This window comes from Sphingomonas mali NBRC 15500 (assembly GCF_001598415.1).
In the GTDB taxonomy this organism is placed as follows: Bacteria; Pseudomonadota; Alphaproteobacteria; order Sphingomonadales; family Sphingomonadaceae; genus Sphingomonas; species Sphingomonas mali.
The window spans coordinates 1-13,692 of record NZ_BCYX01000070.1 but is presented as its reverse complement, the minus strand read 5'-3'; the positions used below and the strand labels follow the sequence as shown (position 1 = coordinate 13,692).

11 protein-coding genes are annotated in these 13,692 nt (G+C 66.1%); 1 reads left to right on the top strand and 10 read right to left on the bottom strand.

Features of this window, described 5'->3' with window-relative positions:
* The 10 genes from SMA01S_RS23135 to SMA01S_RS23090 all read right to left on the bottom strand — a co-directional run.
* The coding region (locus tag SMA01S_RS23135) for a GNAT family N-acetyltransferase (protein ID WP_066827757.1) at positions 1–443 on the bottom strand (443 nt) is incomplete at its 3' end.
* The gene (locus tag SMA01S_RS23130) at positions 440–1,696 is read right to left on the bottom strand and encodes a dipeptidase (RefSeq protein WP_066827756.1); all 1,257 of its coding nucleotides are present in this window, start codon (positions 1,694–1,696) and stop codon (positions 440–442) included. The genes SMA01S_RS23135 and SMA01S_RS23130, both read right to left, overlap by 4 nt.
* Positions 1,697–1,929: 233 nt before the next feature.
* Positions 1,930–2,703 carry a metallophosphoesterase family protein gene (locus SMA01S_RS23125; RefSeq protein WP_066827755.1) on the bottom strand — a complete coding sequence of 258 codons (774 nt, stop codon included), beginning with the start codon at positions 2,701–2,703 and terminating at the stop codon, positions 1,930–1,932.
* A complete protein-coding gene (locus SMA01S_RS23120; protein ID WP_066827754.1) occupies positions 2,700–3,533 on the bottom strand; it encodes a diacylglycerol/lipid kinase family protein in 834 nt (277 codons plus the stop codon). Before SMA01S_RS23120 ends, SMA01S_RS23125 begins: the two co-directional genes overlap by 4 nt.
* Positions 3,534–3,564: 31 nt before the next feature.
* Positions 3,565–4,587 (bottom strand): sensor histidine kinase, encoded by a 1,023-nt coding sequence (locus tag SMA01S_RS23115; protein ID WP_066827753.1) that lies wholly within the window; start codon positions 4,585–4,587, stop codon positions 3,565–3,567.
* 53 nt (positions 4,588–4,640) lie between these two features.
* On the bottom strand, positions 4,641–5,450 hold the full coding sequence (locus SMA01S_RS23110; RefSeq protein ID WP_066827752.1) for a DUF815 domain-containing protein: 810 nt from the start codon (positions 5,448–5,450) through the stop codon (positions 4,641–4,643).
* A 28-nt stretch (positions 5,451–5,478) separates the two neighbouring features.
* Positions 5,479–7,524 (bottom strand): tetratricopeptide repeat protein, encoded by a 2,046-nt coding sequence (locus tag SMA01S_RS23105; RefSeq protein WP_066827751.1) that lies wholly within the window; start codon positions 7,522–7,524, stop codon positions 5,479–5,481.
* A 10-nt stretch (positions 7,525–7,534) separates the two neighbouring features.
* The gene (prsR, locus tag SMA01S_RS23100) at positions 7,535–8,884 is read right to left on the bottom strand and encodes a PEP-CTERM-box response regulator transcription factor (protein WP_066827750.1); all 1,350 of its coding nucleotides are present in this window, start codon (positions 8,882–8,884) and stop codon (positions 7,535–7,537) included.
* Positions 8,881–10,929, bottom strand: a complete 2,049-nt coding sequence (gene prsK, locus SMA01S_RS23095; RefSeq protein WP_066827749.1) for an XrtA/PEP-CTERM system histidine kinase PrsK — start codon at positions 10,927–10,929, stop codon at positions 8,881–8,883. The genes prsR and prsK overlap by 4 nt, the downstream gene beginning before the upstream one ends.
* A gap of 4 nt (positions 10,930–10,933) precedes the next feature.
* Positions 10,934–12,322, bottom strand: a complete 1,389-nt coding sequence (locus tag SMA01S_RS23090; RefSeq protein ID WP_066827748.1) for a TIGR03013 family XrtA/PEP-CTERM system glycosyltransferase — start codon at positions 12,320–12,322, stop codon at positions 10,934–10,936.
* Between the two features lie 183 nt (positions 12,323–12,505).
* Between SMA01S_RS23090 and SMA01S_RS23085 the strand changes: the two genes are divergently transcribed.
* Positions 12,506–13,555 carry a mannose-1-phosphate guanylyltransferase/mannose-6-phosphate isomerase gene (locus SMA01S_RS23085; protein WP_084250525.1) on the top strand — a complete coding sequence of 350 codons (1,050 nt, stop codon included), beginning with the start codon at positions 12,506–12,508 and terminating at the stop codon, positions 13,553–13,555.
* Positions 13,556–13,692: the final 137 nt, after the last annotated feature.

The following is a 13,692-nucleotide window of genomic DNA, read 5'->3' as shown; positions in this document are numbered from 1 at the left end:
GGCTCGCCCGCCAGTGTCCCCATCAATTCCGCCCGCGTGAACCCAGCCGCTCGCGCGGCCGCCTCGTTTGCCGCGAGAACCAGCCGCCCGATGCCGCGCCGGGTGAAATCGGGGTCGGTGTACATCGCCCGGATCCGCGCCGGGTCTTTCTCCGGATCGAGCACCGCCGCATCGCGCGCCACCGCGCCGGCATCGCCGCCGTACAACGTCGCGCGATAGCTCCAGCCGCCGCAGCCGACGATCCTGCCCTCATCGTCCTCGACCACGACATAGGTGCCGTCGGCGATCAGCTGGGTATCGAGCCCCATGCTGAGCCGGCTCGCCGCGACCTGCTCGGGTGTCAGGTAGTCGCGCTGCAATTGGCCGATCGCGCGATCCATCAATGCCGAGATGGCGGGAATGTCGGCTTCGGTCGCGATCCTCGTCCTCAACGCGTCCGTCATTTACCGTCGAGCATCGAGATCGTGGCGGTGGCGGGCGGCTCCTTGGCCATCGATGCGGCCACGCGCTCGGCTCCTTCCATCGCGCGCAGCACATTGCCGCCGGCGAGCTTGGCGATCATCTCGTCGGTCCAGCCGCGCCGCATCAGTTCGGCGAGCAGCGCCGGATAGGTCGCCACACTGTCGAGCCCGTCGGGCAAGCTTTCCACGCCGTCGAAGTCAGACCCGATCCCGACATGGTCGATGCCGGCGACCTTGACGACATGGTCGATATGGTCGGCGACCATGGCGAGCGTCACTGCCGGACGCGGATGCGCCTTGTCCCATTCCGCCAGCGCCGCCTTCGCCCGTTCGGGTTGGCCGATATAGAGCCCGCCATAAGGCGGCGCGTTGTAGCTCGCCTTTTCGCCGTTGCGCGCCGCTTCCCATTGCCGCCGCGCTTCCGAGACATAGCTCGGTGCGTAATTGACCATGATCACGCCGCCGTTCTGCGCGAGCAGTTTCAGCACCTTGTCGGACACGTCGCGCGGATGGTCATCCAGCGCCCGCGCCGAGGAATGCGAGAAGATCACCGGTGCCTTGGACACGCGCAGCGCGTCGATCATCGTGTCCTCGCTCACATGGCTGAGATCGACCAGCATGCCGAGCCGGTTGAGTTCATGGACGACCGCTTCGCCGAACTTGGTCAGACCGCCATGCTGCGGATTGTCGGTCGCGGAATCCGCCCATTCGATCGTCTTGACGTGCGTGAGCGTAAGGTAGGAGGCGCCGAGCGCACGATAGGCGCGCAGCACCGAGAAGCTGCCGTCGATCTGGCCGCCCCCCTCGACCCCGAGCATCGACGCGATCCGCCCGGAAGCGTGGATGCGCCGCACGTCGGCCGCAGTGACTGCGGGGGCGAAGACGCTTGGATAGCGCTGGAAGATGCTCTTCATCAGTCCGATCTGATCGAGCGTCTCCTTGACCTGTTCCGGCCCGGGCAGATTGGCCGAAACATAGACCGACCAGAATTGTCCGCCGACATGCCCGGCGCGTAGCCGCGTGATGTCGGTATTGTATTTGGCCGGATCGAGCCGCGTCAGGTCCATCGTCCAGCGCGCGTCGCCCGCTTTGTCGACCAGTGTCTCGGCCCAATCGTTATGCCCGTCGATCAACGGGGTCTTCGCCAGCACGTTGGCGACCCGGGTCTCGTATGAGGCGGGACCTGCGCTGATCATCAGCGGGGCGGCGAGCAGCAGAGCTAAGACATGACGCATGGGCGCGAGCCTAGCCGGGATTGCGGGTAGCTCAAGTCCTACCGGGAGTTATGGGACGGCTAAGACAGGGAATGACCAAGTGCGCAGGGGGCGATCGTTGCGCGAGGTGCATGACATCCTGTCGACCTCGCTCCCGTCGTCATGCCGGACTTGTTCCGGTATCCAACGTGCAACGACGGCTGGATTCCGCTGTGGAAGCTTGGACCCCGGAACAAGTCCGGGGTGACGGAATTTCAGGCCGCCTCCGGCTCCTCCACCGGCAGCACCTCATCGGGTTCCGGCGCCATCGTGCGGCAGACGACCTCGAACGCGCCGCCTTCGATACGGATCTCGTTGAACGACGGCGGCGTCGAGCGAGTGCGTTCGGACAATGTGCCGGCGCCGATCAGGCGTACCGTGGCGCCACCGACCTGTTGCTCGATGTCGAACGCATCGTGGACGTGGCCGGTCAGCACGGCATCGGCGCCGGCTTCCGCCAACGCGCCCAACGCTTCGGCACCGTGATGCGTTTGCGAACTCGCCTTCCTGCGCGGTTCGATCAGCGGATGATGGCAGGCAATGAAGACGAGGTGGTCGCTCGGCGCGTCCGCGGCCAAAGCGAGCGCTTTGCCCAACGCACGCCGGCTCACCCGTCCACTTGCCCAGTTGAAGCGAAACTGCGCACGCGCGGTCGTCTTGAGCGGGATGATCGTGACACCCGGCAGGTCGATCGGCTTTTCTATGAGCTCTTCGATCGCGCGGATACGACGATAGGGGGCGAACAGGCGCTGCCATGGATTGAAGTAAGGCAGATCGTGATTGCCGACTTCCACCGTCACTGGCCGATCGAGCCCGCGCAACCAGGCCAGCCCGGCGGCAAATTCGCTGCGGCGCGCACGCATGGTGAGGTCGCCGGTCATCACCACAGCGTCCGGCCGTTCGGACGCAACGAGCGCATCGAACCAGGCGACCGCCGCCTTGTCTTCGCGCCCGAAATGCACGTCGCTGACATGGAATAACCGAATCATGCCGCCTCGCTCAGCGTGGTCAGGAACTGTTCTCTCGTACGCCCGACACCGATCCTCGTTCCCGGATCGAGCGTTTGGGGTTCGCCGTCGAACAAGGCGAGTACCGGCCGGCGCTCGGCGATGCGCAGTTCGTCGGCGCGCATCTCGGTCACCGCGCGTGCCGCAACCCAATCGCCGCTCACCCAGCTCCAGCCGAGATCGGCGATCGACCGGAAATCGCGCGCGTCGACTGCGGCGACTTCCAGATGATCGTCCTCCGCCCGGATGAAGATGCCCTGGACGTACGATGGGAGATTTGGCGCCCCGGTCACGCGGACCCCGCGCCCGAACGTCCGCCGCCACGCCCCGCGTATCGCCGGCCACAGCTTGCCCAGACTGCCTTCGCGCACATGCTCGCGAGCACGATACCAGCTGGCCGCCGGTCCCACGATCAGCCCGACGAAGGCGCGATACTTGCCCGCCTCTACGCAGGACAGCGCTACCCGGTGCTCGCGCGCATGCGCCGCCTCCAGGATCGCTGCGGGGTCGGCATCGCCATGCAACATCTTGGCCAGCATGTTCATCGTCCCGCCCGGCAAGATCAGGATCGAGCCCTCCCAATCGGCAAGCGAGCAGACCGCTGCGTTGATCGTCCCGTCGCCGGCGAACAGCATTATGGTATCCGCTCCGGCACGGCTAAGGTCCTGGGGCGTCGGCAGCGCCTGATCGGGGAAATCGGTGCGCCCGACAAAGCTCAGCCCGCGTTCGGCGCAGGCCGCTTCGATTGCCTCCGCCTTTTCCGCGCCGGATGAGCCGGAATGCGGGTTGGTGATGAACCACAATCGTTCCATGCCCGACACAACGCCCCGGCGGCGCGAAGTTTCAGTCGGGCAAATCCATCGTCACCCGCACCCCGTTGGCATCGCTTTCCGTGGTCAATGTCCCGCCGGCCTGTTTGGCGAACGCTTCGATCAATCTTTGGCCGAGCCCGCCATCCTTGCTCTTCGCCCGTGATCCGGGTGGAAGCCCGACACCGTCATCGGCCACGGTCAGCCGCCACCCGCCATCCGGCAGATGCTTCCACGACACGCCGATCGTTCCTGTATCACGGCCCGGAAAAGCATGTTTGGCGGCGTTGGTGACGAGTTCGTTGACGACCAGGCCGATCGATACCGCATGATCGCGCGGGATATGCGCGGCATCGGCATCGCAGGTCAGCGTGATGCCGCCGCGCAAGAGCAATGCGTCCGATAGCGCGTTGCAGAGATCCCTCAGATACTCGCTGACATTGACCTCGCTCCCCTGACCATCACGATAGAGATGACGGTGGGCACGCGCGATACTGTCGACCCGCATCAATGCGGACCCCAGTGCTTCGCTGGCGGCCGGATCGCTGACGCGACGGCGCTGGATGTCGAGCATGCTGGCGACGATCTGGAAATTGTTCTTCACGCGATGCTCGAATTCGCTGAGCATCAGGTCGCGATCGGCTATTTCGCGGTCGCGCTCGGCTGTCGCGCGATGCACCGCGCGGCGAAAGGTCTCGGCAAGCGAGACGGTCAGCCCGGCGGCAACCGTGACCGCGAACAGCGTCCAATAAGGGCCGCTCTGGGTTGTCGTCGGCGACGGCAGATAGACGAAGAAAAACGCATAAGCGATCGAGATCACGGCGGTCAGCAGCCCCGACTGCCAGCGCGCGAACAACGTGGCGATCATCATCGCGGGAAAGACCAACGCGAACACCGCCGCACCCGGTGCCAGGGCATTGATCCCAAGGCGAAGCAGGCCCGCCGCGCCGACGCACAGCAACGCTACGCCGCACTGGGTCGCCCAGCGCGGCACCGCCGGGTGCAACCGGTCGGGTAGATCGAGTTCGCCGATCCTGGCCATATAGGGACTGGGCATCGTTAGGCCCCCTGAAGTCAAGCCGAGCTGGCCTGAAATTGATCCTTATCGGTTTAGAAAGGCAGCTTCTTGCCCGATCGTCCAGCCAAATCAGTGATATAATGCCAGGCTACGCGCCCCGATCGACCGCCGCGGCGGGTCGACCAGCCGACCGCTTCGTCGGGATCAAACGACAGGCCGAACCGATCAGCATAAGCGCGAACGATTGCCAGATAGCCCGACTGGTCGACGACGTGGAATCCCAAGCTCAGACCGAATCGGTCGGCAAGCGCAAGATGATCGTCGACGCTGTCGCGCGGATTGATCGCGCTTTCCTGCTCGGCGATGTCCCGCGGCACCAAGTGGCGGCGATTGGCGGTCACCACCAATCGGGCATTGGCGGGCCGCGCCTCCGCTCCACCCTGGAGCAGTGAACGCAGCGCGCGGGCGTCCCCGCCGGCATCGAAGCCGAGATCGTCGAGAAACAGGACGAACGCCCGCGGCAGGCCGTCGATCCGATCGAACAGCGCACGCAGCCCGTCCATCGCCGCGACCTCGATCAAGGCGAGCTTGCGGCCATCGGCCTGGACCGCCGCCACAGCGCTCTTGACCAAAGCCGACTTGCCGGTTCCACGCGCGCCCCACAACAATACGTCCTGGGCAGCAAAGCCGTCCGCCAGCCGGCCGAAATCCTCGACCAGAGCGGCTTTTTGCGCATCGATCCCCAATAGCAGGTCGAGCGGCAGCGGGTCGAACTTGCGCGCGGCGACCAAGCGCCCGTCGCGCCAGATATAGGCGGGATGCACGAGCGGATCGGCATCGGCCGGCACGGCCGGCGCGATACGTTCGAGCGCGGCGGCGATACGGTCGAGCGGGTCGGTCATACCGGCCGCGTTACACGGCTCGGCACGTTCAGCCCAGCGTCTTGAGCAATGCCTGGGCCGGCGCGCGATCGGTGAAGCCGGGATCGGCGAGCAACGCGGCGATCGCGGCCCTCGCTTCCGCGTTGCGGCCGCTATCGGCATAAGCCTGGGCCAGGTGCCAGCGAATGCCGCTCTGCTTGGGTGCAAGCGACGCCGCTTTCTCGAACAGGTCGATCGCCTTGGCATTCTCGCCCGCCGCATATAGCGCCCAGCCATAGGCATCGGTCGCCGCCGGGCTCATCGGCGCGATGTCGTACGCCGCCGCGCCGTAGGAAATCGCGTCGTCGACATTGTCCGCCCCGACATTGGCGTAGGCGAGTTCGGACAACAGTCCCGAATCGCGCGAGCCGACGCGCGCGCGCAGATCCTCCAGCGTGTCGACCGCCCCATCCCAGTCACCCGACGCGATCTGCCAATGCGCGGCGAGGCGCAACGCCGGCACGCTTTCGGGATGCTGCGCCAGGAACAGCGCCAGCACGCTGGTTGCCTCGGGCCGGCGCCCTGCCTGATCAAGCGCATCGACCGTGCGCAACATGGTCGGCTCGTCGAACTTGATATCGGCCGCCTTGCGATAGGCGTCGGCCGCATCGCCATATCGGCCTAACGTCATCAACGTGTCGCCGACCAGCAGATGCGCCGCCGGCGCGCCCGGCGTCGCTGCCTCAAGCGCGCGTGCCCGCGCTAGTGCAGCATCGCCCTGCCCGGCGTCGATCAGTCCGCGAATTACCGTGACCGCGAGCACCGGGTTGGTCGGATCCTTGTCAGCCGCCCCGGTCAGTACCGCGAGGCTGTCGTCGGTGCCGAACGGCGTCGCCCCGGCGCGCACCGGCCAGGCCGAGCGGTCGAGGAATTTGGCGGCCCAGTCGCGTTCGCCGGTCGCCTCGAACGCGCGCCCGACCAACCCCAGCGTATAGCTATCGGCATCGCCGCGCATCGCCACCGGGCGCAGCACATCGAGCGCACCCTTGGCATCCCCCGACCGCAGCAGTGCCGCGCCGAGCAGCCGGCGCGCGGTGATGTTCATCGGTTGCCGCCCGACCAGTTCGCGCCACGCCTCGATCGCCTGCTCATAGGCACCGGCCTGATAAGCGAGCGTCCCGTTGAGCAGCAGCGCGCCGGGCAGATCGTCGATCCGCCCGCCGGTCCGCTCCATCATACTACGCGCGAGATCGTAATTCTCCGCGCGCGCCGCGAGCACCGCCTGGAGATAGAAGGCCTGCGGGCTCGCCGGCCGTGCGGCGAGCGCGCGCCGGGTCGCGGCAAGCATGTCGGTATAGCGGCCGAGATCGCCGAGCGTGGCGGCATATTCGATCAGCGCGGGATGATAATAGGCATCGCGTTGCAGCGCCGCCTCGAACCACGGCAAAGCGGCATTCAGGCCATATTGCTCGCGCACCAATTCGCCGCGCAAGGTCAGCGCCTCGAGATTGTTGGGATCTAGCTCGACCGCTTTTTGCGCGTTGCCCGACGCGCCGGCGATGTCGCCCGCGCTATAACGGATGCGGGCGAGATCGGACCAGGCGTAGGAATTGCCGGGATTACCGTCGAGCAATTCGCCGAGCAGCGCCTGCGCCTCGGCCGCCTTACCCTGCGCCGCCAGTGCTCGCGCGGTGACGCGGGTGGCATAGCCGCCGAACCGGGGATCGGCCCTGGCCGCCTCGGCCAATGCGCGCTTGGCATCGCCCTGCAACAGCCAGGCTTCGGCCAGCAATTGATGCCCACGGTTCATGTCGAACCCGGCCGCGGCGGCGCGGCCGAGCTCAGCTTCGGCCCCCACGCCATCGCCCAGCGCAAGGAAGGTTCGCGCCAGCACCGCATGCGCGGCGCCCCATTGCGGGTCTTGCTTGACCGCGGCCTGAGCATGCGCGCGCGCGGCATTGAAATTGCCGTCCTGCAACAGCGCCAGGCTATACCCCAATTCGGTGCGCGCACCGGTCGCGTCGGCTTGTGCCGGTGCGGTCAGCGTCGCCGTCACGCCGATGATCGCTGCGATCGCGGTCGCGCCGATCAGCGCGCTCTTGACGATGGTCTTCATGGTCCCGGTCCTAGGCGTGGAGGTCGTAATTCTTGAGCAGGTCGTAGAGCGTCGGGCGGCTGATCCCGAGCAGCTTGGCGGTGTTCGAGATATTGCCCTCGGCACGCGCCAATGCGTGGCGGATCGCCTTACGGTCGGCACTCTCGCGTACCGCTTTCAGGTTGATCGGATCGGGCGTGTCGCGCTCGGCAAGGTCGAGATCGATCGCGGTCACGCTCTTGCCGTCGGCCATGATCACCGCGCGCTTCATGCGGTTTTCGAGTTCGCGCACATTGCCGGGCCAACCCCAGGCGTCGATGGCGCCCAGCGCATCGGGCGACAGGCCGGTGACCGGCCGGTTCATGGTCTTGGCGTAATGGTGCAGGAAATGCTTGGCGAGCAGCACGGGATCGCCGGTGCGCTCGGCCAGGCTGGGGATGCGCACGACGATCTCGGCCAGGCGATAATAGAGATCCTCGCGGAACGCGCCGCTGGCGACCATCGCGTCGACATCCTGATGCGTCGCGCAGACGATCCTGGTGTCGACCGCGATCGGCTTGCGCCCGCCGACCCGCTCGATCACCCGCTCCTGCAGGAAGCGCAGCAATTTGACCTGGAGCGGCAGCGGCACGTCACCGATTTCGTCGAGGAACAAGGTCCCGCCATCGGCGAGTTCGATCTTGCCTTCGGTGGTCTTGACCGCGCCGGTGAACGCGCCCTTTTCGTGACCGAACAATTCGCTTTCGAGCAACGTCTCGGGGATCGCCGCGCAATTGATCGCGACGAACTGGCCTTTGCGCCCGGATTTCTCGTGCAGGCCACGCGCCAGCACTTCCTTACCGGTACCGCTCGCCCCGAGCAGCATCACCGACACATCGGCATTCGCGACGCGTTCGATCATGCTGGTGACCTTGAGCATTTCGGGCGCGGCGGTAATCAGTCCGCCCAACGCCTCGCGCGACGCGGTGGCGAGACGTCGATTCTCTTGCTCGAGCGCATGGACATGGAAGGCGCGCGCGACGATCAGGCCCAGCGCGTCGATGTCGATCGGCTTTTGATAGAAATCCCACGCACCCTCGGCGATCGCGCGCAACGCGCTTTCGCGCGCGCCGTGGCCAGAGGCGACGATGACCTTGGTATCGGGCTTCAACCGCAGGATCTCGGCCAGCGTCGCGAACCCTTCGCTGACCCCGTCGGGGTCGGGCGGCAAACCCAGATCGAGCGTCACCACCGCCGGCTCTTCGGCGCGCACCGCATCTATCGCCTCGCGGCGGTCGCCCGCGACGATCACTTCGTAATCGTCATAGGCCCAGCGCAACTGGCGCTGCAGCCCGGCATCGTCCTCGACGATCAACAATTTCGGTCGTGGGCCTGTGTTCATGCCGCCCGCTCCATCCTGGCCGGCGCGAGCGCCTCGCGAAGCACGATGGTGAAGCGCGTGCCCTCGCCTTCGCGGCTGATCACGTCGAGCTTGCCCCCCATTGCTACAATCACTTGGCGCGCTTCGAACGCGCCTATCCCGAACCCGCCGCTCTTGGTCGACGCGAAGGGCTTGAACAGCCGGTCGCGAATGAAGCTCGCGCTCATTCCCGGCCCGGCATCGATCACCTCGATCGTCGCACGCCCGACCACCACGCCGACCGGCTCACCCGGCGCACTTGCCTCGATCGCGTTCTGGATCAGATGCCCCAGCGCCTGTTCGAGCCGCGCCGGATCGGCGACCGCCACGGCATCGCGCATGCCCGTCACCGCGATCGGATGGCTGGCGCCGCGCCGCCGCGTGACGCGCTCGACGATCGGCATCAGTTCGACCGCGACCGGTTCCTCGACCCGCGCCGAATTGTGCTGCGACAGGCGCGCCAGCAAGTCGTTCATCCGCCCGACCGAGTCCTTCAGCGTCGCGATCATGTCGGCGCGGAAATCGGGATTGTCGGCGTGGCGTTCGGCGTTGCGCGCGACTAGGGTCAATTGGCTCACCAGATTCTTCACGTCGTGCATGATGAACGCGAAACGGCGATTGAATTCGTCGAAGCGGCGAGCATCGGCCAGGGCTTCGTGCGCGCGCGCCTCGGCCAGATAGCTCGCGACCTGGCGCCCGGCGATGCGCAGCAGGTCGAAATCCTCCCAATCGAGCGAACGGTCGATCGGCGGCCGCGCCAGCAGGATCGCCCCAATCAACTGATTAAGGTGGACCAGCGGCACGATCGCCCAGGCGCTCGGTTCGTCGAGCATCCATTGCGGCACCGCCGCGAGCTCGGCCGGCGGCGCATCCCCCGCGCGCACCGCGTCGAGTTCGATGATCCGGCTGTTCCCGGCCATCGACTGCGCGAGCGTCTCCGCGGCGATGGCGACGGGCACGGTACCGAGCCAGTTCCATGTTGCACTCAGGCCGAACACCCCGTCGTCCGCCACCAACAGCAGTCCCGCGGCGGAATCGGTGACGTCGGCGACTGCCTTGACGATGCGTTCCTCGAGCGGCGCCGCGCCCTCCCCGGGAGCACCCAGCGTATCGGTGAAGCGCGACCATTCGGCGCGATAGTCATAGCGATGATTGAACAGATGCTTGGCGACCATCACCCGCAGCCAGGCCTTGATCGTCGGCGATGACAGCAAGGTCAGCAAGGCGGCGGCCGAGCCGAACACGAAGGCGGTCTGCGCCAACCGGGCATAGCTGCCGCCGAAATTGTCGATCGCACTGATCGCCAGCACCGTAACGACGGCATAAGCCATCAGCGCCACCAGCGAGAGCGACTGCCACGTCACCGTCCGCGACAATTTCAGCGTCCAGTCGCCGTTGCGATGGACCGCGATCGCCAGCAGAGGCACGATTGCGATCATCACCAGGCCGCGTATGGCGATCAATTCCGGGGAACCGTCGCCGCTGAGATAGGCTGTCGTGTACAGGACGAGATCGCTCGTCCACATGATCGCGAGCGCCGCCACCGCGAGCCGGATACCGCCACGAGCTCCGGGCGCTGCGACCGAATAGAGATGGTGCACCAGCACCAACGCGCCGAGGGCGACCATCATCCGCAACAGGATACGCACCGCCGCGAACCCCTTGACCAGGTCGGCGGACACCGACGCCTGGATCACGCTGAGGACGATTCCGGCCAGCGCGACCAGCACGACCACACCATAGATCATCGTCACCGCACGATCGCGCCCGGCAGAATCGTCGCGCCGCAGCAGCGCCATCATGAAGGCAAGCCAGGCGATGTTGCGCAGGCTCTCCGCGACGCGTGCGGTCAAATCGGGGTTGCCGATCCCCGCAACCGCCAGCGCCCACAGCGCCGTGATGCCCAATGCCGCCACGAACGCGGTGCGGGGCAGGCTGGCCGCACCGTCGCGCAACTGCGACAGCGCCAGCACCGCGAACAGCAAGGCGGCGAGCGCATGGCCCCAGAGGATGACCGTCCCCGCCATCGCCCTACCGCGCGCCCTCGGGCCACAGAACGACCCGGATCGTCTGCAGCAGGATCAACAGGTCGAGAAAGGGGGAATAATTCTTGGCGTAATAAAGGTCGTATTCGAGCTTCTGCCGGCTATCCTCGATCGACGCGCCATAAGGATAATTGATCTGCGCCCAGCCGGTAATGCCCGGCTTCACCATGTGGCGCTCGGCATAATAAGGTAGCTGCTGTTCGAGATCCTCGACGAATTGCGGGCGCTCTGGGCGCGGGCCGACGAAGCTCATCTCGCCCTTCAGCACCGACCAGCATTGCGGCAGTTCGTCGATCCGCACCTTGCGGATGAAACGGCCGATCCGGGTGATGCGCGGATCGTCCTTCTCGGCCCACACCGCCTGGCCGTTGACCTCGGCATCCTGGCGCATCGAGCGTAGCTTCAGGCAGTCGAACCCGACCCCGTAGAGCCCGACGCGGCGCTGGCGATAGAAAGCCGGGCCCTTGCTCTCCAACTTCACCGCCAGCGCGGTGAGCAGGATGACGGGCCCTGCGAGCGCCAGCAAGATCAGGCTCGCGGTGATGTCGAACAGCCGCTTGAACACGCCGGACAGCATTCGCCCCGAGGAGAAGCCGTCGGAGAAGATCAGCCAGCTTGGGTTGACGCTCTGCAGGTCGACGCGGCCGGTTTCGCGCTCGAGGAAGGTCGAGATGTCGTTGACATGGACGCCGGTGGTCTTGATCCGCAGCAAGTCCTTGAGCGGCAGCGCGTTACGCCGCTCCTCCAGCGCCAGCACCACTTCGCTCGCATTCAAGAGTACGACATGGTCGGCGAGGTTGTAGATCGCATCGCGCGCGATCGCCTCGGGGATCACCCGGTTGGCTTCGCTCATTGAGACATAGCCGACTACGACGAATGCCGATCCGGGCTGCTGCTGCAATGCCTTCAGCCGTGCTGCGCGCGGGCCGGCGCCGAGGACTACGACGCGGCGCTTGAACACATGGCTGCCCAGCATCTTGCCGAGCAGGATGCGGATCGCGATCAGCGATACCGCCGCGATCCCCATCGCGTAGAACAGGTTCGATCGCCAGAAGGTGATTGCCGGCGACAGGAAGAACAATACCGACAGGAAAATGATCCCGAGCGAGATCGCGACCAGGATGCGCGCGATCGCGCGCCGCAGCGACTGCAGCGCATCTGCGCCATAGACGCCGACCGCGATCATCGCGGTTTCCAGCGAGGCGGCGAAGGTGAAGAGCTGCGGCAAGCGATCGATGATCGGTTCGACGATGCTGCCGAGCTGATGGAGACGGATCGAATAGGCGATCTCGGCCGCCGCGATCAGCAACGCGACGTCGAGCAGTCCCAGGAACAAAACGGCGTGCGGCACATAGTGCTTGAACAGCCTGATCATTGTCGTCGCCTGCCTTTTCGGCCTCAGTTCGATCGTCGGGTGTAAGATTTTCCGACAGGTGTCAGGCGGTGTCGCAGAAATTGACAAAGAAAGACTGAACGCCGCGGAAACCCGTGGCTGCCCGTGAGTTTGGCAAATCGCGGGAAGACCCTAGATTACCATCCAGCAGCAAAGGATCCGTGAATGCCCGAGACGACGCCGATCATTCCTGTCATCCTCTCGGGCGGATCGGGTACGCGGTTATGGCCGATGTCGACGCCGGAAACGCCCAAGCAATTGCTCGCGCTGACCGCCGACGAAACCATGCTCCAGCTGACCGCGCAGCGCGCCTCGGGCGACCAGTTCGCCCCGCCGATCGTCGTCGCCAACCAGCGCCATGCCGAAGAGATCGAGGCGCAGCTCGAAGCGGTAGGTGCGCCGGCCCAGGCGCTGATCCTCGAACCGGTGGCGCGCAACACGGCACCGGCGATCGCCCTCGCCGCGCTCGCCGCGGGCGGCGGCGACGCTGCCCTGCTGATCATGCCGTCGGATCATGTCATCACCGACACCGCCGCCTTCCATGCAGCGATCGCTGCGGCGCGTCCGATGGTCGACCAGGGCTGGCTGGTCACGTTCGGGATCGATCCGCACGCGCCCGAAACCGGCTATGGCTGGATCCATGTCGGCGAAGCGGTCGCGCCGCGCGTGCACAAGGTGACGCGCTTCGTCGAAAAGCCCCCGCGCGACCGCGCCGAGGCGATGCTGGCGGCGGGCGACCATGTCTGGAACGGCGGCATCTTCCTGTTCCGCGCCGACGCGTTCCTGGGCGCGCTCGCAATCCATGCGCCCGAGGTCCTGCATGCGGCACAGCAGGCGATGCTCAAGGCCAGGCACGAAGGCGCGCGCATCCATCCCGACCCGCAAGCCTTCGCCGCCTCGCCCTCGGACTCGATCGACTATGCCGTGATGGAAAAGGCGCCGCGCGTCGCAGTCGTGCCGGTCAGCATGGGCTGGAGCGACCTCGGCAGCTGGGACGCGCTCCACGAATTGAGCGCGTGCGACGGCAACGGCAATGCCTGCAAGGGCGACGTCGTCGCGATCGAGACCGAAAATTGCCTGGTCCAGGCCGACGGCGTGCGCATCGCGTTGGTCGGCGTGACCGACCTGATCGTCGTCGCCAACGGCAAGGACGTCCTGATCCTCCCGCGCGGCCGCAGCCAGGAGGTCAAGAAGCTGATCGAGGCGATGAAATAGGGGCTCTACAAGAAGCAGCCACCCAAACCTTCTCCCCTTGTGGGAGAAGGATAGCGTAGCTTGGCGGCGTGCCGCCTAGCGAAGCTTGGATGAGGGGAGCGGCGCTCGAGCGCCGTGCGAGCCTTCGGCTCGCCCCC